Raw genomic sequence first — 19,051 nt, forward strand, 5'->3', positions numbered from 1 at the left:
GTGCTCTTGCGAGACTTTCCAGAGGTCTATCCGATAGCGATACTTTTGCCTGAGAGCTTCTATAAAGGCTTGGCGGGCCTTTATATTTCCCCTTCGGCTATCTTTTTACAAAGATATCTCTCGCTATCTTCATCTAGAACAGTATTAAATTTTTTTAAAATATGCTATACTTTTATTATATTATATTCCCTGTAATAGTCAATAATCAAAACAAGGAGAGGTGGATATGTTATATATTTACAATAAGAACACAAATCCTTATTTTAATTTAGCTGCTGAAGAGTACGTTTTAAAAGAATTCCAAGAAGAATGTTTCATGTTATGGAGAAATGAACCTAGCATTATAGTAGGCAAAAATCAAAACACATTAGCGGAAATAAATTTGGATTATGTGCGACAACATAAAATTCCAGTTGTCAGAAGATTATCGGGTGGAGGAGCGGTTTTTCACGACCTCGGCAATTTAAATTTTACTTTTATAGTAAATGAGGATGTCAGCAGTTTCAGTGATTTTAAAAGATTTACACAGCCAATTATAGATGTGCTTAGAAAACTTTCTGTTAATGCTGAGTTTTCAGGGAGAAATGACATAACAATTGACGGCAAAAAAATTTCAGGAAATGCGCAGTATTATTACAAAAATAGGATATTACACCATGGAACACTTTTGTTTTCTTCCAGCATTACAGATTTGTCAGCAGCACTGAAAGTGCGACCTGTAAAATTTGAAGATAAAGGTGTAAAATCTGTGTCTAAAAGAGTTACAAATATAAGTGAGCATCTAAAAGAGCCTATTACAATAGAACAGTTTATAGACCTCATTATGAATCACATTAGAGAACAAACCGGTGGAAGGGAAATGTATGAATTTACGCAGGAAGACATAAAAAAAATAGAGAAATTGGTTAAAGAAAAGTATAGCACATGGGAATGGAATTTTGGAACATCGCCAGATTACAGTTTTAAAAATGAGAAAAAATTTACTGGTGGCACTGTAGAAGTAAATTTAAATGTAGAAAAGGGAATAATAAAAGATATAAAAATTTATGGAGACTTTTTTGGAAAATACGATGTTTCAGAGATAGAAAACCTTTTGAAAGGAGTAAAGCATTCAGAAGAGGAAATAAAAAAAGTACTTTCAAATATTGATATAAACGATTATTTTGCCAACATAACTGTTGACAATTTAATAGAAGTGATGTTTTGATAAAAAAATATTTTTAAATTGTTGAATTTTTAACTAAAAAGTGATAAGATATATATGAAGGAAATTGTTAAATAATTGGCGTTTTTATTTTATCAAATTTAATCCCCTCCCTAATGGGGAGCTATTACAAGAGATACGATTTGTAAGTGATTGATGAAACAGAAAGTATTGGAGGTATATATAGATGGAAATAGAAATAAAAATACCTGCTTTGTCAGATACGATGAAAAGTGGGCGAATTACAAAATGGTACGTAGAAGAAGGACAATACGTAGAAAAAGACTCTTGTCTATGTGATATAGCAGTAAATAAAGTAAATTTTGAAGTATACAGTGACTATGAAGGCATTATTTCAAAAATTGTTTGTCCTGCTGGAAGTACAGTTGAACCGGGAGATGTTATTGCAATTGTTACACAGTCTGAAGAAGTAAAGCCTTCTGCCACCCAAAAAGAAATTAAATATGAATACAAAGAATATGATTTAGCTGTCATAGGGGCTGGACCAGGGGGATATGTGGCTGCTATTAAAGCTGCTAAAAAAGGTGCAAAAGTGGCTTTGTTTGAGAAGGATAAATTAGGTGGCACCTGTTTAAACAGAGGATGCATACCAACAAAAGCTTATGCGAGAATTGCTGAAGTGTATGACATTTTAAAACGGTCAGGAGAATTTGGATTTGATGTGAAAGTAAATTCTTTTGATTACGCTAAAATTGTAAAAAGAAAAAATGACATTGTAGGAGAGCTGACAGAAGGTATAAATGCTTTACTTAAAGCCAATGGAGTGGATTTGTTTTACGCTGAAGCAAAAGTTGACAAGGAAAAGAATGTGCTCTTTGGAGAAAACAAAATTAAAGCGAAAAATATTATCATTGCAACGGGGTCATCACCTGCTGAACTTCCTATCGAAGGCATTAACTCCAAAAATGTCATGAATAGCGATGTTATTCTTGAAATTACCTCTTTGCCTCAAAGCTTATGTATTATAGGTGGCGGAGTAATAGGCATGGAATTCGCCTTTATAATGAACCAATTTGGAGTGAAAGTGTCTGTTGTTGAGATGATGCCTGACATTCTGCCCATCCTTGATAAAGAAGTAAGTTCTTTTATTAGGGCAATAGCTCAAAAAAGAGGAATCAAGATATATACTTCTTCAACGGTTGAGAGAATAGATGAAGAAGAAAATGGCGGAAGTATAGTAACAGTTAAAAATGGTGAAAATATAAAACGCATATACGCAGATAAAGTGTTTGTGTCTATAGGGAGGAAGTTAAATACAGATATTGGTCCAATTGTAGAACTATTAGATTTTGAAGGGAAAGCTATTAAAGTTGATGAGTACATGAGGACAAATGTAGAAGGGGTTTATGCAGTAGGTGATGTTACAGGCAAAATGATGTTAGCCCATGTGGCTTCTGCACAAGGGGAGGTAGCAGTTGACAACATTTTTGGTGAATCAAATACATTAGACTATATGAAAATACCTGCAGCAGTATTTACAGAACCAGAGATTGGGTATTTTGGCTATACCGAAGAAGAGGCGAGAAAGAAATTTAAAGATATAAAAGTGGGAAGATTTAATTTTGAACACAATGGGAGAGCAAAGACATATGGAGAAACGGAAGGTTTTGCAAAAGTAATTTCAAACGAAAAAGGAGAAGTAGTCGGTGTGTGGGTGGTAGGTAGTGGAGCTTCTGAACTTATCCACATACTTTCAACAGCCTGCCAAGAAGGTGTGGATGCAGAAGCTTTGAAGAAAGCGGTTTATGCCCATCCTACCCGAAGCGAAACTATTATGGAAGCTGTTAAGGATATTTTCGGGGAGTCTGTACACAAAGTATAATTTTAACGTTATTTATCTATAGTGCTTTCGAAGCTCTTAAAGGGCTTTCGAAATACATAAACTTTGAAAAATAAAAGGAGGAGTTTAAAATGGCAATTGAAACATTTAAAGCAGTTTCAAGGAAATTGCCAGAGGGATTAGCAGTTGAAAGCGAGGTAAGAGGCTTTAAAATAATCTTAGATGAACCTAAAGAGCTAGGCGGCACGAATAAAGGGATGAATCCTGTTGAGGCTTTACTTTGCGCTTTAGGGTCATGCCAGACGATTGTAGCGGCAGCTTTTGCACAGGCGAAAGGCATAAATCTACAAGGTTTTTGGGTAGAATTAGAAGGAGACCTTGATACAGACGGATTTATGGGAAAAGCTGGTGTAAGACCAGGTTTTCAAGAAATAAGATTTAAAATGCACATAAAGACAGATGCCCCAAAAGAAAAAGTAGAAGAATTTGCAAAGTTTATAGAAAATACCTGCCCAGTAGGAGATTCTTTAGCAAATCCAGTAAAATTAGTTTTGTCAGATGTGATTGTTGAATAATAGTCAAAAGCACTCCACCTTTTTAAGTTGGAGTGTTTTTTATATAGAGGATTTTTAAGATTTTTGTAGAACTATAATAATAAAACTATTGTTTTAGGAGGATTAGAGATGAACTTTGAAGACAAGGTGGCAAAAAGAGCAAAATCTATAGAAATATCTACCATAAGATATTTCTTTAACATGGCGCGAGAGGTGCCGGGAGCAATATCCCTTGCTATTGGAGAGCCGGATTTTGTAACGCCAGCGCATATAAGAGAAGCAGCGAAAAAAGCCCTCGATGAAGGTAAAACAGGGTACACTGTAAATCCTGGACTTATTGAATTGAGGCAAGAAATTTCGAATTATCTTAATAGAAGGTATAACCTTTCTTACAATCCGGAAACAGAAATTTTAGTTACAATTGGGGCTACTGAAGCTATATACGTTGCTTTAAATACTTTGGTAGAAGAAGGAGACGAAGTATTAATTCCAGAACCTTCATTTGTGGCATACCATCCTTGTACAATTCTTGCAGGTGCTAAATCCGTTTTTGTCCCAACATATGAAGAGGATGATTTTGTATTAAGGGCAGATGTTTTAGAGAAGTACATTACGGACAGATCAAAAGTCTTAATTTTACCCTATCCTAATAATCCAACTGGGGCAGTAATGCCAAAAGAGGCGATGGAAAAGATAGCTGAAGTGGTCAAAAAGTATGACCTCATTGTAGTTACTGATGAAATTTATTCTGAGCTAGTATACAGTGGTTTTGAACATGTAAGTTTTGCATCTTTGCCAGACATGTGGGAAAGGACGGTTACTATAAACGGTTTTTCTAAATCCTATGCGATGACAGGTTGGCGTCTCGGATATATAGCGGCACCAGAATATTTTATAAAACATATGACAAAAATACACCAATACGGCGTAACAGCAGCAGCAACGATGTGTCAGTATGCGGGTATAGAGGCTATAAAAAATGGGGACGGAGATATTTTAATGATGAGAGAAGAGTACGACAAAAGAAGAAAGTATTTGCTTCAAAGTGTGAGAGAAATGGGACTCGATTGTTTTGAGCCAAAGGGTGCTTTTTACATATTCCCTTCAATAAAAAAGACAGGCCTTACCTCAATGGAATTTGCTAAGAGACTCCTTTACGAAGCAAAAGTTGCAGTTGTGCCGGGAAATGCCTTTGGAGAAAATGGTGAAGGATATGTTCGCATGGCTTATGCAACCTCTATGGAAAACTTAGAAGAAGCAGTAAAAAGAATGAAAGAATTTATGTCAAAGTTTTAAAAATAAACTGCGGAAGGTGAATAGCTTACCTTCCGCAGTTTATTTTATGCCATTTATTTAGTTTATTTTTGCCACATTTATATTGCAAAATGTTAAGCTTTTCATAATAATATAAATAGAATATAATTTAAAATGAAAGAGGTGATAATTATCACACTCAATGAAAGATGTACTCAAATCCTTATCAGACTTATTAATTCTAATGCGCCTATTAAAATTTCTGACCTTGCAAAAATATTCAATGTAAGCAGTAGAACTATAAGATACGACCTTGATACAATCGATGAGTTTTTAAAGTACAACAATTTGCCACAATTGATACGCAAACCGAATGTGGGTGTGAAATTTTCTGAACTATTGGAATACAGAAATAAAGTTTTATCTCTTCTTGATAATCTCAATATTTATTATTACAACTTATCTCAAAAAGAAAGAGTAAATATCATATTAAGTGAACTTATACAGCAAAAAGACTACATCACTATCAATAGCATTGCAGATAAATTGATGGTGTCAAGAAGTACCATTATAAAAGATTTAAAAGATGTAAGAGAGTGGCTTACACGTCATGGACTTCAGTTAAAGTCTGCACCGAAATATGGAATCAAAGTTGTGGGGGATGAAAAACGATTACGAAGAGCTGCTATAGAACTTCTAACAGAGGCAATTGACGTTGATAAGGCGCTGGATATTGTAAAATCTCCGATTTATACTCGTTCTAGTGTAGGAATTGATAAACAAATTACCAAGCTATTTGAAGATATAGACATACCTTATATCGAAGAATGCATACAAATAGCAGAAAGAGAACTGGAAACTGTTTTTTCGGATGCGGCATTTTCTGGCCTTGTAATACACATAGCAATAGCGATTAAAAGGATTCAACTAGGGAAAGACATAATTATGCCAAAAGAAGAATTAAAAGCTTTGGAAATTACAAAGGAATTTGCTGTTGCATCAAATATTGCAAAAATGTTGGAGGACCATTTTAAAGTTTCTATTCCTCTTGATGAAATCGGATATATTACTGTTCATCTTCTTGGAAGTAATGTCTCAAAAACACGTCCTTATCCTAATGAAAACTGGGTTGAATACCAGTTATTGACGGAAAAAATTATTACAAATGTCACCAACAAAATACACCAAGATTTATCAGGAGATAGACAGCTTTTTGAAGGGCTTTTAGACCATTTAAGGCCTACAGTATACCGGTTAAAACACGGACTTAAATTAAAAAATCCCATTTTAGATGAGATTAAAGCAAATTATAAAGAATTGTTTGAAATAGTCAAAGAAAGTTTAAAACCTTTAGAAGATTATACAGGCAAAGCATTAAACGACGAAGAAATAGGTTATTTTACAATACATTTTGGTGCTGCAATTGAAAGATTAAAAGTTACTAAAGCACCTAAGCCTAATATCCTCGTTGTATGTGGTACAGGAATAGGTACGGCGAAACTTCTTTCTTCGAGATTACAATCAGTTTTTGATGTGAATATAGTAGATGCTGTCGCATACCATCAGGTAAAAGAAAGATTGAAAGAAAAAGATATAGATCTAATAGTATCTACTGTTCCAATTCCTTATGAAGGTATTAAAACCATTGAAGTAAATCCGCTTCTTACAGAGAAAGACATAGAATTATTAAAAGACCTTGTTATTAAACCTAAGCTGCAAGGGACAGTTATTAATGATTTAATAAAAATAATAGAAAAGCATTGTGTGATAGGCAATCGTGAAAAGTTAATAGAAGATTTATCAAAATTTTTAAATGTAGCATCATATGAAAATACGAGAGGAGTTGTACAACCAGTGTTAAAAGACCTTTTGACTAAGGATACTATAAAACTAAATGTTGAGGCAAAAGATTGGGAGGAAGCAGTGAGGATAGGAGGTGAGTTATTAGAGAAAAGCGGGGCAATTGAACCGAGGTATATTGATGCAATGATAAACACTGTAAAAGAGATAGGCCCTTACATTGTTATTGCGCCAGGAATAGCGATGCCCCACGCAAGGCCAGAAGCAGGTGCTAAAAAAATAGGCATGAGCTTAATTACACTAAAAAATCCTGTCAACTTTGGCAATAAAGAAAACGATCCAGTAAAAATTGTAGTTTCCCTTTGTGCAATCGACCATTCTTCACATCTTAAAGCATTGTCTGAACTGGTAGAACTTTTGGGAGATGAAAATACGGTAAAAACAATATGTGAGGCAAATGACGTTGAAGAAGTGGTAAATTTGATTAAGTAGATATTTTGTCAAATGGAGTTTGTGTGTTTGATAATGGTATTTACTATGTGAAAACAAATAAAAGATAGTTTATTTTTAGAGGAGGGAATTTGATGGCATTAATTGATTTTTTGGTTAAAAATTTGTTTAATCAGGTATCTGTTTTAATAGGTCTTGTTACATTGATTGGTTTACTTTTACAGAAAAAATCTTTTCAAGACACAATTTCAGGTACTATAAAAGCAATGGTAGGTATACTAATTATGCTAGCGGGGACAGATGTTTTTATAGCAGGTCTTGTTTCTTTTCAAACGATAGTTTCATCAGCATTTCATATTTCTGCCCCAGTTGCTAAGAATACTTTACAAAACTTTACGAATAACTTCGGAAGTATTGCAGTTTCAATAATGGCTCTTGGCTTTTTAATTCATCTCATTATTGTAAAACTATTTAATACAAAATTTGTATATTTAACAGGACACTTAATGTGGTGGATTTCTCTTGTTATTACAGCAAGTTTATTAGAAGTATTTCCCAATATTAATCAAGGTACTTTAATACTAACAGGAGCGATTTTAATAGCACTTTATTGGACTTTTCAGCCTGTTTATCTCCATAAATATATGAGGAAAGTTACAAATAGTGATGAAATTGGTTATGGCCATACTTCTTCCATTGCTGCTTATTTAGCAGGATGTTTTGGACATTTATTTGGAAGACCAGAAGAAAGTACTGAGAAAGTGAACATTCCAAAGAAAATTGAATTTATGAAAGATATTACTGTTGGAACTGCTTTTATTATAACGATAATAATGCTTGTTGCTAGTTTCTTTGCAGAAAGAGAAGTTGTATTAAAACAAGCAGGAGATCTAAATTTTGTTATTTGGGCAATAATTCAAGGATTTAAGTTTGCCGCAGGTATAACTATTCTATTATATGGAGTAAGACTCTTTCTTGCCGAGATTGTTCCTGCTTTTAGAGGAATATCGCAGAAACTTATTCCTGGTGCAAAACCCGCTTTAGATGTACCAGTAGTATTTCCATATGCACCTACTGCAGTTCTTATTGGTTTTATTAGCTCAACACTAGTATTTTTGCTCTTTATGATAATATTCGGGTTAACTGGATTTGCGACAATAGTTCCTTCAATGATAATGCTTTTCTTTCCTGCTGCTGGTGCTGCAGTATTTGGAAATGCAGTTGGGGGATGGAAAGGTGCTGTATTTGGAGGAGCAATAAATGGTTTATTTTTGGCTTTTGGTCAAGCACTGACTTGGCCTATGTTAAGTAATACTGCTCCTGAACTTGCTGTTCTTGCAGATCCTGACTGGTATATCATAATGTGGCTAATAATAGGAATTGGTAAACTTATAAAGTTGGTATTTTAGCCTAGGAGGTTTTGTTGATGAAAGACAGAATAAGAATTGTAACAGCATGCGGTGTAGGTATGGGAAGCAGTCTTATACTTAAGATGATGATAGAAGACCTTTTAAAAGAATTAGATATAAATGCGCAAGTAGAAAATACTGATATAGGGAGTATAAAAAGTACTAACGCTGATATAGTTGTTGTTCAAACGTTTCACAAAGACAAAATGGAAAATATAGCAAAAGTAGTAATAGCTATTGATGATTTTTTTGATAAAGAAAAATTAAGAGAAAAACTTCTTGAAGGATTAGATAAAGTGAAAGAAGCACAAAATTAAGGGGGCTATAAAAAATTGTTATTAGAGTATATTGATGAAGTTTATAAAAGCGTAGAAAAGATAAAAGCAACTCAGATTAAAAATATACAAGAGGCAGCAATGTTAATAGCTAATTCTCTTCTAAAAGAAGAAGACAGTGTTTTTCATGTATTTGGCTGCGGCCATTCTCATATGGCCGCAGAAGAATTGTTTTATCGTGCAGGAGGTCTTGCTTGTGTAAATCCTATTTTGCCTTCAGAATTAATGCTTCATGAAGGAGCACTAAAAAGTTCTTATTATGAGAGGAATGAAGACATAATAAAATTGATTTTTGACAGATATGATTTACGACAAGGAGAATGCATTATTATTGTTTCTCATTCTGGCAGAAATGGAGCACCAATTGAAGCAGCAATTGAAGCTAAACGTAGAGGGTTAAAAGTTGTGGCGATAACCTCAAAAGAATATAAACAAAAAACATTTTCTAGACATTCTTCTGGCAAGTTTCTTGAAGATATTACAGACATTGTTATAGATAATTGTGGGCACTATGGTGATGCAGTGTTAAAAATTAAAAAAGATACTCTGGAAATTTCATTTTCTCCTCTTTCTACTGTACTTAATACCATTATATTAAATATGATAGAGGCTGAAATAGTTTCTATTATGATAAAAAAGAATTTAGTTCCTCCTGTATTTTTGAGCGGTAATATAGAAGGGGCAGATGAACATAATTTAAAATTAATTGAAAAGTATAAAAAAAGAGTAAAACATTTATGAGATTTAATGCTTTAAAAATGAGCAAGCTATGTTGGTTAATTTTTTTAGAAACAGAAGGTTTCACAGATGATGAAGTTCTTGGACGTTTTTCTTTACGTTCAAGGACTTTTAATTTTGTAAATTTGTAAATGATAAGGGAAGGAATTTTTATACAATATGGATAATAAAAGATATAAATTTTTTGAAATTGATCTTCAATAGATTATAATTAAATTAGAATAATAAAAACATTGAGGAGTGATTTTATGGAAAACTTTGTTTTTTCAAGCCCTACAAAAATTATTTTTGGTAAGGGAACAGAACATCAGGTTGGAAGTGAAGTAAAAAATTATAGCAGTAAAGTGTTGTTTTGTTATGGTGGAGGAAGCATAAAAAAATCTGGCTTATATGATAAAGTTGTAAATTCTTTAAAAGAGGCTGAGATTGAGTTTATAGAGCTATCAGGGGTAAAGCCTAATCCAAGGCTTAGTCTTGTGCAGGAAGGAATAAAACTATGTCGAGAAAACAATATCGATTTTATCTTAGCTGTTGGTGGAGGAAGTGTTATTGACACTGCAAAGGCTATTGCAATGGGTGTGCCTTATGATGGCAACGTGTGGGACTTTTTTGTAGGAAGAGCGAAGCTTGAGAGGGCCTTACCTGTAGGTGTAATTTTAACTATTCCTGCAACAGGAAGTGAAGCGAGTGATGCTACAGTTATTACAAATGAAAACGGATGGTTTAAAATAGGTTTTCATCATGACTTGATAAGACCTAAGTTTGCGATTATGAATCCAGAGCTTACATATACATTGCCAAATTATCAAACGGCCTGTGGTGTTGCAGATATTATGGCACACGTCATGGAAAGATATTTTACAAATGTCAAAGGTGTTGATTTGACTGATAGGTTTTGTGAGGCTACTTTAAAAACTGTTATAAATAATGTGCGTATTGTGCTAAAAGACCCAACAAATTATAATGCAAGGGCAGAAATTATGTGGGCAGGTACCATTGCACACAATGATTTACTAAGCACAGGAAGGATAGGAGATTGGGCTTCCCATAAAATTGAACATGAATTAAGTGCTATTTACGATATTGCCCATGGAGCAGGACTTGCAATTATCTTTCCAGCCTGGATGAAGTACGTATACAAGCATGATATAAATCGCTTTGTACAATTTGCTGTAAGAGTATGGGATGTGAATTTAGCTTATGAAAACCTCGAAGACATAGCATTAGAAGGTATAAGACGAATGACAGAATTTTTTAAAGCGATTGGTCTTCCTGTTACGCTCAAAGAAGCAGGCATTTCTGATGACAGATTTGAAGAGATGGCAAATAAGTGCACAGACAACGGCAACAAAAAAATTGGTAATTTTATAAAGTTAGGAAAGGAAGATGTCATCAATATATATAAATTAGCAAAATAAGCTTTTAAAAAGTCAGTCATTAGTGGCTGACTTTTTTGATGGGATTTTTAATGATTTGTTACAAATTGGACATAAAAATGGCCTGAATTTATGATATAATTTATATTAATCATTATATGCTTTCAGAAGAGTACTTTAATATGGGGGATTTAATATGGATAATAACGCAAATTTAAAGCGAAGTGAAAGGAGAAAACAGAAGGATAAAACTAAAAAGAAAAGCGTGGCAAAAAACATAATAAAATTTGTCATATATACTTTTATAATTCTAATATTTGCAGCTGCTGGGGTTATTGGAGCTAAAGTATGGACAATAATTAAAGATACTCCCGAGATATCTGAGGAAGCTTTAACAAAGCAAGCCCAATCTTCTATTGTTTATGCAGATAACGGAGAAGAAGTAGCAACTTTGTTTGGGGCAAGTAATAGGATATGGGTTCCATTAGACCAAATACCTAAAGATTTACAAAATGCTTTCGTTGCTATTGAGGACCAAAGATTTTATCAAAATAACTTAGGAATTGATCCAAAAAGAATCATTGGAGCTCTTATTGCAAATATTAAAGCGGGAGGTAAACCTGTTGAAGGTGCAAGTACTATAACTCAACAGCTTGTAAAAAATACCATGCTTTCCAGTGAAAAAACCCTTTCAAGAAAAATTAAAGAAGCGATTCTTGCTTGGAGACTGGAACAGAAATATTCAAAAGAACAAATACTAGAGGCTTATCTCAACACAATATACCTTGGAGGACCTAATGTAAATGCATATGGAGTGGAAGCAGCTGCAAGAGCTTATTTCAACAAACATGTTAATGAGTTAGATTTAGCAGAAAGTGCTTTAATTGCTGGTATAACTAAGAACCCTTCCTTGTATTCGCCTGCAGCTAACAAAGAAGCTGCAATAGAGAGGCAGCGTCTTGTTTTAAAAGAAATGCTTAAACAAGGGTACATTACACAAGAACAATACGATGAGGCTATTAATGAAAAGTTGGAGTTTGATATACATTATTCTGTTGTCAGCGATAAACATAAATATTTCATAGATCAAGTAAAAGAGGATGTGGCTAATGCTCTTTCACAAAAATTAAACATATCGTATGAAGAGGCTATGAACAAAATATTCAATGGTGGTCTTAGAATTTACACGACAATGGATGTAAATATCCAAAATATTATGGAGGAAGCTTTCAAAAACTCAAAACTTTTTCCGGCTGATTTAAAAGATAAAGAAGGCAACATTCGAATAGTTCAAGGTGCCATGGTAGTAATGGATTGGAGAACAGGAGAAGTTAAGGGTATAGTTGGGAGAAGAGAAACTGACGAAACTCAGGGCAAAGTAAGAGTTTTCAATTATGCAACTACAGGTGGCAGACCACCTGGTTCTTCAATAAAGCCTATTACAGTTTATGGACCAGCATTGGAGAAAGGCTATACAGCTGCTACAGTTGTTGATGATGTTCCTGTTTATTACAAACAGTGGAATTGGGAGCCTCACAATTATAGTAGAAATACTTATAAAGGTCTTATGACCTTCAGAGAAGCTTTAAAAGTATCCCAAAATATACCTGCTGTAAGGATAGTTGTCGAGATGATAGGGCTTAATACTGCTGCAGAATATGGCAAAAAATTTGGGCTTGACATAACGGAAAGAATTGAAAAATCACCAGCTGCCCTTTCCCTTGGAGCAGGTGGAGAAGTTACCCCACTTCAAATGGCCGCTGCTTATGGAGCGATTGCAAATGGAGGAGTTTACACATCTCCTATTACATTTACAAAGGTTACTGACTCAGAAGGGAATGTAATTTTAGAAAATAAACCTTCCCAGCATATAGTTTTAAGTCCGCAAAATGCTTATATATTAACAAATATGATGCAGGAGGTTGTAAAACCTGGAGGGACGGGTACGAATGCAAGACTTCCTAATATGCCTGTTGCAGGGAAAACTGGTACAAATGAAAACTATTATGATGCCTGGTTTGCAGGGTTTACCCCTTATTATTCGGCTTCAGTGTGGATGGGAACCGGGGAGAATATAGCAATGATATATGGTGGTAAAGGAGTTACAGGAGGTTCTTATCCAGCAATATTTTGGAAAACAGTGATGATGCAGATACACAAAAATTTACCATATAAAGATTTTGTAAGGCCACCAGGAATTATTTCTGTAACAGTATGTCGCGATTCAGGAGAACTTCCTACAGATTTGTGTCATTTGGATCCTAGAGGTGACAGAACCTATACTGAAATTTTTGCACAGGGTACTCAACCCACAACTTATTGCACTGTTCATGTTACAGCAAAAATAAATTCTCAAAATGGTAAACTAGCAACGGATTTAACTCCTCCTGATTTGGTAAAAGATGCTGTGTTTATAGATCCACCAGGTAGAACACCAGCGCAGAATGCAGTTGCACTAGATGGAAAATATGTGGTTCCAAAAGAATACGATGATACTGTTCCGCCACCACAGAATTCTGATAATGGTGATGCTCCAGGGGATAATACTCAACCACCGCCCGCTAATAACGGTGGTACAGAGCAACCTCCTGGAGGAGAAACGACCAATCCGCCTCCTAACAATGGTAATTCTCAAACTAGTCCGCCTAGTAATAACCCTCCTTCCACAACAAATCCAATACCATGAGAAAAAAGCATACTTGAAAGCATAGCTTTCAAGTATGCTTTTTTTATAAAATGTGCTATTATTAAATTAAGATATAGTTGGAGGAGTTAAATTGAAAAAGATTGTTTTATTAATGATGGTTTTAGTGTTATTTTTATCAGGGTGTGACAATTTAAAAACCCCAGGGGAAGCTATAAAACCTCCGAAAAATATTGCAAATGCCGCCTTGCAAGACGGCAATGTGCCTTTGTGGACAATTCAAAGTAATGGAGAAAGATTTTTTGATACCACATTTATATCAGAAGATGAAATCGTTACTTTAGTGTATAAAGATGGAAACATATATTTGAGAAGTTATGACAAAGATAAAATGATTGAAGAAAAACTTTTGGGGACAAAAGCAGATTATAGAATATTAAATACCTCTTTAAATAAATTTGTGGTTAAAAAAGGAGAAACGGAAATAGTACTTTATGATGATAAGTTAACTGAAATTTTAAATTATAATGTGGAGGCTAAAAAGATTGATTATCAAAAGAATGTGTTAGATGCTATGGTGTCTCCTGATGGAGAAGCTGTTGTTATTTCCAATATATACTATGAGGATAATTATCCAGCTGATGGCGAATTAATATTGTTAAATCAAAATAAAATTGTCAAAAAGATAAATCATGTAATACCGAAACTTGAAAATTTTAGCGATAATAGCGAAAAATTTTTGTTTATTGATTTAAGCAATAGAAATAACAACAATAATTTGATACAAGAAAAAGAAAATGATGTTCCTTATCTTTCCTCTAGTGATTTGCTACAATATAACGTTTATGTGTATAATAGAAATGGGAAAATGATAAAAAGAATAAAGATGCCGCTCAGCCCATCAAAGGTAGAAGGAACTTCTGGCCTGACAAAAAATTCGGCTTTATTATCTGCTGATGGCAATACAATTTTATTTTCCAGTTATTTTGACAAAAAACTTTATATAGAAAAATTAAATGGCGACAAAACGGAGATCCCAACGATAGCAGAGAGGTTTTACACTAATAAAGATGCTACTAAGTTTGTTATAGGCAATTATGGAGTTTCTAAAATTTATGATAGTTGTGGAAAGCTTGTAGACTATATTGTAGTAAATTACGGACTTATAAATGATGTGCGTTTTGAAGGGAATAATACTTATTTTGCTATAAATGGCACAACAATACCTAACGCGAAAACTAAAGATTATATAGGGGTCATGGATGAAAGTGGAAATATGATTTGGACTGCCAAAGTCTATGATACTATAGCAATGCTTAAATTTTCTCCAGATGGCAAAAGAATTATGGCACAGTCTTCTAAATCCATATCAGTATATGACTATCGCAATGGGAAAATGGACATTATACCTCGCCCTATAAACGGAAAATATCCTGAGTTTGTCTGGAAAAGGTTATTAAATGAAGACATTGAAGGAGAAAATGCTTTTATATTTACAGATGAATTAGAAAATATTTATATAGCTAAAAATACTAATTTGATAAAGGCTACAAAAAATGGCAATCAGCTTTGGATGGTAGGTACAAGTAAACCTATCAAATTTTTGGATTTATCTCGCAATGGAGAGTTAATTGCTTTAGCCATAGAAGATGAAAAAGGTAGTGAAGTGATAGTTTATGATAAGTCAGGCATGGTGATTTCCCACAAATACATAATAAAAGGGCACAAAGTAACTTCCGTTTCTGTATCTCCTGATGGAGAATATTTTTCCTATGCAGTATCAACGCCTGAAAATGAGGAATATGGCTCTTTTATTGATTTTTTTAATGATAAAGGATATATGGTATGGGAGCAAAAAATAAAATCTACTTTTGTTTATGACTTATCTATAAATAAAGATATAGTAACTGCCTCTTTTGATGATGGTAATTCTTCTGGAATTTTAGCGATGGATTTTAACGGCAAAGTTTTTTATAATAAAGACATGAAAAACAATGAACCTTTTATAACAGCTTCAGAGGATGGAAAAGCGTTTTTACTCTTAGGTTTTGACGGTAGTATTGGATTTTATAATAGAGAAAAGGCACTTTTAAGTGAAAACTATACAAAAAAAGGAGTTATACAACAAGCTTTAATGTCTAAAGATGGGAAAGCATCGGTTCTAATATCTTTCAGCAAAGATTATAAAGAATATTATATTACATTTTTTAACAATTTTAATATGACAAAAACTATAACTTCTAGTTGGAAAGTTAAAAAAACAGTTATGACACCTGATGGAAATTATATAGTAATTTTATCTCAAGAATATGACAATACCATAAACAATGCTAATAAAATAACTATGTACGATAAACAAGGAAATACTTTATATAGTTATTATCATAAAAGCGGTATTTATGATATTGCTATTACGGAGGATGGTTCGAACTTGTACATATATTCCGCAGATGGTTACGTATATAAGTATCGCAATAAATAGTTTTACTGAGAGGGGGCTTTTAATTTGAAGAGCATTGACTATTTAAAGGAATTGACTAAGTTTGAACACAGGGGCTCTGCGACAAAAAATGAAAGGCAAGCCGCAGAGTATATTTTGCAGGAATTGAAGAGGATGGGGTATAAAGCTGAGAAATGGACTTTTAAAACTACAAGAGACAATCTATATATGCTTCCTTTACAAGTGGGTGTTCTGCTGTTTATTTGCGGCTTTTTCTCGTTGATGTACGGCGGACCTTTAGAAATAGCAGCATTTTTACTCAGTTTATTTGCGATAAGTCTTTTGTTATTAGAAGTAAGTGGTAAGCCAGTTGAAACAAGTATAATGCCAAAGTTTTTATCCCAAAATGTTTTTACAAGTTTTGATGAAAGCCGCAGCAAAAGAATAATTGTATCAGCCCATTATGATACGCAAAGAGGCAGTATAATGTTTCATCCTAAAATTGTCGACAAACTAAGTGCAATTTACAACATTTCATATATAGGATTTGGACTTATTCCAATTGGAATTTTGTTTAATATTTTCAATTTAGTTATAGCTTCTGCAATATTGCGTATTGGACTTATTATTGTTTTTGCAAATATAATTTTTATGGCTATATGTGAAGTAACGGGTAGGTATACACAAGGGGCAAATGACAATGGCACAGGGGTAGCTTTAACTTTAGCATTGGCAAATTACTATATAAACCATAAAGACAAGTTTCCTGATAATGTTGACATGGTATTTTTATTTACTGGCAGTGAAGAGACAGGGGAAAGAGGAATGAAAAATTTCATAAGGGAATACCGTAAAAAACTTTCTAAAGAGACCAAATTCATCATACTTGATAATCTTGGAACTGGTAAAGTTACATACCTTGAGGGGGAAGGAATGATATTTTATAAAAGAGCCGGGAAAATGTTACTTGATATAGCAGAGGAGATGGCAAAAGGTCGTGACGGAAAAGTTCAAAAAATGAAAAATTTGCTCCTTCCTACAGATGCTCTTCCAGCAATGGCTGCTGGATTTGATGCAATAGCGTTTCTTGCAAAAGATGAAAAAGGAAGACTAGGTAACTACCACTGGCATACGGATACTATAGAAAACGTCGATACCCAACTTTTAAGTTATGAAGAAGAGTTTTTTAAAGAATATTTAGTTAAAGTAGCAGAAAGATTAAATTGACAAAAAATTAACTTGACTATATTTGAAAAATCGAATATAATTTATAGGAAAGGGTGAAAGAAGTGGAAGCTGATGTATATAATAAAGCTGCTGAATACTTTAAAGCATTATCACATCCTACAAGAATAAAGATAATAGAGCTTTTAAGCAAAAAAGAAATGTGCGTATGTCAGATGATGGCAGCACTAAATTTAGACCAATCTCATGTATCAAGGCATTTAATGGTATTAAGAGCAAATAAAATGGTAAAAACAAGAAGAGAAGGGACTATAATTTATTATTCTTTAACAGATGAAAATATCATAAACATTATCGAGAAAGTGAAAAATATTTTTCTTGTCAAAAAATAATTTTTTTACTTGCTATATTCGAATATTCGAATATAAAAATATACAAGGAGGTTAATATAAATGATAATTGCTTTTTTAAATGCTGGGGAGGAGGTGAAATATGTGGCAAAAAATTGGTACCCTATAATAGATAAGGATAAATGCATTCAGTGCTATCAATGTGTGAACTTTTGTCCACACGACGTTTATACCATCGGTGACGATGGGTATCCGGATGTTGTAAATCCAGACAACTGCGTGGAATTTTGCCGTGGATGTTCAAAAATTTGTGATAATGAAGCTATAACATATTTTAGAGATAGGAGGTAATTTTTATGAGTAAAAAAGGATTACTTTTATGTGTCTGCCAAGGCACATGTCCATCATTTCAAGAGATGGATACATTTGAAGTTTTGAACACTTTAAGAAGAGAAGGAATTTTTGAATGGGTAGGATTACATCCTCAACTTTGCGCAGATGATGGAGATAGGTATTTAAGGGAATTATTAAGAGGAGCTCAAATAGATGAACTTTATGTTGCTGCCTGTGATCCAACAATGCAGAGGAAAATGTACAGAGATGCTTTTGATGATGTAGGTTTTCCTAGAGATAAGCATATTGGAATCGAAATAAGAAACATGAATACACAGCAGGTTATAGATGAAATAAAGAAAGCCGTACACTTAACGGGAAATTGTTAGTTCTACCTATGAAAGTTAAATAAAGTAACTATCTGGCCGTATGGCCAATTTTTTTTAATAAAAATCTTTGCTTTTTAAAAGAGCAATTTTGCTTTTTGTTTTATGACAAAGATATGTTATAATATGTATGCAAGCAATTACTTGCATACATATTGTGAGGTGTTTTAATGGGCGATTCGGTAAAGGAAAAGATAGTTGTATCTACTTTAAAACTAATTTCTGAAAAAGGATATAAGTCTACAACTACAGAAATATTGCAGAAGAGGCAGGAGTGAATGAAGTTACAATTTTTAGATGTTTTGGAAGCAAAAAAGATATAGTGCTTTATGCTTTAAAAGAGCTGGAATTATTAAAGCCTGTAGATGAAAGAATATTAGACAATTGTACATGGGATTTAAAAGAAGACCTATTCATGTTGGCTCATGAATATCATAAAAATTTTACAGAAGAAAAAGCGAAAATCATGATAGGATTGAGAAGTCCAGAGATTTTTGAAGAGGTAAAAGAATATCTGCTCAGGATTCCGAAAGGCTTTAAAGAAGTTTTGATAAAGTATTTTGAAAAAATGTATGAGAAAGGATTATTAAATACTGATGATTTTGAACTTTTAGCCTTTTATTTTATATCACTAAATTTTGGTTTTGTTTTAATGAATGTCTCCTATGGTAACAAGCTAATTGGCTTTAGCGATAGAGAATTTGTAAAAAAAAGCATAGAAATTTTTGTGAAAGCAATAGAAAAAAAGTGATTGAAGTAGTGTAAAATATGATATATGATGAACTTGGAGGA

Annotated in this window: 15 protein-coding genes, 1 pseudogene and 1 riboswitch; all 16 genes and pseudogenes read left to right on the plus strand. The window is 33.4% G+C overall.

The genetic code is table 11. The features are described 5' to 3' along the window. Positions 1–27: 27 nt before the first annotated feature. Positions 28–133, minus strand: a riboswitch (glycine riboswitch). A 93-nt stretch (positions 134–226) separates the two neighbouring features. The 16 genes and pseudogenes from TETH514_RS01185 (at position 227) to TETH514_RS01260 (ending at position 19,010) form a co-directional block, all read left to right on the plus strand. After that, a complete protein-coding gene (locus TETH514_RS01185; protein ID WP_009051904.1) occupies positions 227–1,207 on the plus strand; it encodes a lipoate--protein ligase in 981 nt (326 codons plus the stop codon). A 184-nt stretch (positions 1,208–1,391) separates the two neighbouring features. Next, positions 1,392–3,047 (plus strand): dihydrolipoyl dehydrogenase, encoded by a 1,656-nt coding sequence (lpdA, locus tag TETH514_RS01190; RefSeq protein WP_009051903.1) that lies wholly within the window; start codon positions 1,392–1,394, stop codon positions 3,045–3,047. Positions 3,048–3,136: 89 nt separating this feature from the next. Beyond that, positions 3,137–3,580: an OsmC family protein gene (locus TETH514_RS01195; RefSeq protein ID WP_003867059.1), complete on the plus strand. Its 444-nt coding sequence runs from the start codon at positions 3,137–3,139 to the stop codon at positions 3,578–3,580. 108 nt (positions 3,581–3,688) lie between these two features. Next, positions 3,689–4,855 carry a pyridoxal phosphate-dependent aminotransferase gene (locus TETH514_RS01200; RefSeq protein WP_009051902.1) on the plus strand — a complete coding sequence of 389 codons (1,167 nt, stop codon included), beginning with the start codon at positions 3,689–3,691 and terminating at the stop codon, positions 4,853–4,855. 132 nt (positions 4,856–4,987) lie between these two features. Continuing rightward, positions 4,988–7,105 (plus strand): BglG family transcription antiterminator, encoded by a 2,118-nt coding sequence (locus tag TETH514_RS01205; protein WP_009051901.1) that lies wholly within the window; start codon positions 4,988–4,990, stop codon positions 7,103–7,105. Between the two features lie 92 nt (positions 7,106–7,197). After that, on the plus strand, positions 7,198–8,472 hold the full coding sequence (locus TETH514_RS01210) for a PTS ascorbate transporter subunit IIC (protein WP_009051900.1): 1,275 nt from the start codon (positions 7,198–7,200) through the stop codon (positions 8,470–8,472). Between the two features lie 17 nt (positions 8,473–8,489). Then, on the plus strand, positions 8,490–8,789 hold the full coding sequence (locus TETH514_RS01215) for a PTS sugar transporter subunit IIB (protein WP_009051899.1): 300 nt from the start codon (positions 8,490–8,492) through the stop codon (positions 8,787–8,789). A 15-nt stretch (positions 8,790–8,804) separates the two neighbouring features. Then, a complete protein-coding gene (locus tag TETH514_RS01220; protein ID WP_009051898.1) occupies positions 8,805–9,548 on the plus strand; it encodes an SIS domain-containing protein in 744 nt (247 codons plus the stop codon). Positions 9,549–9,793: 245 nt separating this feature from the next. Beyond that, positions 9,794–10,963, plus strand: coding sequence for an iron-containing alcohol dehydrogenase (locus TETH514_RS01225; protein WP_009051896.1), 1,170 nt, complete (start codon positions 9,794–9,796; stop codon positions 10,961–10,963). A 154-nt stretch (positions 10,964–11,117) separates the two neighbouring features. Next, the gene (locus tag TETH514_RS01230) at positions 11,118–13,607 is read left to right on the plus strand and encodes a transglycosylase domain-containing protein (RefSeq protein ID WP_003867048.1); all 2,490 of its coding nucleotides are present in this window, start codon (positions 11,118–11,120) and stop codon (positions 13,605–13,607) included. Positions 13,608–13,698: 91 nt separating this feature from the next. After that, positions 13,699–16,047 carry a WD40 repeat domain-containing protein gene (locus tag TETH514_RS01235; RefSeq protein WP_009051895.1) on the plus strand — a complete coding sequence of 783 codons (2,349 nt, stop codon included), beginning with the start codon at positions 13,699–13,701 and terminating at the stop codon, positions 16,045–16,047. Between the two features lie 24 nt (positions 16,048–16,071). Then, entirely contained in the window at positions 16,072–17,232 is a 1,161-nt protein-coding gene (locus tag TETH514_RS01240) for a M28 family peptidase (protein WP_003867046.1), read from the plus strand. Positions 17,233–17,294: 62 nt separating this feature from the next. Continuing rightward, positions 17,295–17,582: a metalloregulator ArsR/SmtB family transcription factor gene (locus tag TETH514_RS01245; RefSeq protein ID WP_038016298.1), complete on the plus strand. Its 288-nt coding sequence runs from the start codon at positions 17,295–17,297 to the stop codon at positions 17,580–17,582. A 60-nt stretch (positions 17,583–17,642) separates the two neighbouring features. Next, a complete protein-coding gene (locus TETH514_RS01250) occupies positions 17,643–17,891 on the plus strand; it encodes a ferredoxin family protein (RefSeq protein ID WP_003867044.1) in 249 nt (82 codons plus the stop codon). Positions 17,892–17,896: 5 nt separating this feature from the next. Continuing rightward, on the plus strand, positions 17,897–18,262 hold the full coding sequence (locus tag TETH514_RS01255; RefSeq protein ID WP_003867043.1) for a hypothetical protein: 366 nt from the start codon (positions 17,897–17,899) through the stop codon (positions 18,260–18,262). A gap of 167 nt (positions 18,263–18,429) precedes the next feature. Continuing rightward, positions 18,430–19,010, plus strand: a pseudogene (locus TETH514_RS01260) (TetR/AcrR family transcriptional regulator). The last annotated feature ends 41 nt before the right edge of the window (positions 19,011–19,051 follow it).

The organism is Thermoanaerobacter sp. X514 (genome assembly GCF_000019065.1).
Lineage (GTDB): Bacteria > Bacillota > Thermoanaerobacteria > Thermoanaerobacterales > Thermoanaerobacteraceae > Thermoanaerobacter > Thermoanaerobacter pseudethanolicus.

Bases quoted from the DNA above. Each gene is read 5' to 3' on its own strand.
- TETH514_RS01185 (WP_009051904.1), top strand. From the start codon at position 227: ATGTTATATATTTACAATAAGAACACAAATCCTTATTTTAATTTAGCT.
- lpdA (WP_009051903.1), top strand. From the start codon at position 1,392: ATGGAAATAGAAATAAAAATACCTGCTTTGTCAGATACGATGAAAAGT.
- TETH514_RS01195 (WP_003867059.1), top strand. From the start codon at position 3,137: ATGGCAATTGAAACATTTAAAGCAGTTTCAAGGAAATTGCCAGAGGGA.
- TETH514_RS01200 (WP_009051902.1), top strand. From the start codon at position 3,689: ATGAACTTTGAAGACAAGGTGGCAAAAAGAGCAAAATCTATAGAAATA.
- TETH514_RS01205 (WP_009051901.1), top strand. From the start codon at position 4,988: ATGAAAGAGGTGATAATTATCACACTCAATGAAAGATGTACTCAAATC.
- TETH514_RS01210 (WP_009051900.1), top strand. From the start codon at position 7,198: ATGGCATTAATTGATTTTTTGGTTAAAAATTTGTTTAATCAGGTATCT.
- TETH514_RS01215 (WP_009051899.1), top strand. From the start codon at position 8,490: ATGAAAGACAGAATAAGAATTGTAACAGCATGCGGTGTAGGTATGGGA.
- TETH514_RS01225 (WP_009051896.1), top strand. From the start codon at position 9,794: ATGGAAAACTTTGTTTTTTCAAGCCCTACAAAAATTATTTTTGGTAAG.
- TETH514_RS01230 (WP_003867048.1), top strand. From the start codon at position 11,118: ATGGATAATAACGCAAATTTAAAGCGAAGTGAAAGGAGAAAACAGAAG.
- TETH514_RS01250 (WP_003867044.1), top strand. From the start codon at position 17,643: ATGATAATTGCTTTTTTAAATGCTGGGGAGGAGGTGAAATATGTGGCA.
- TETH514_RS01255 (WP_003867043.1), top strand. From the start codon at position 17,897: ATGAGTAAAAAAGGATTACTTTTATGTGTCTGCCAAGGCACATGTCCA.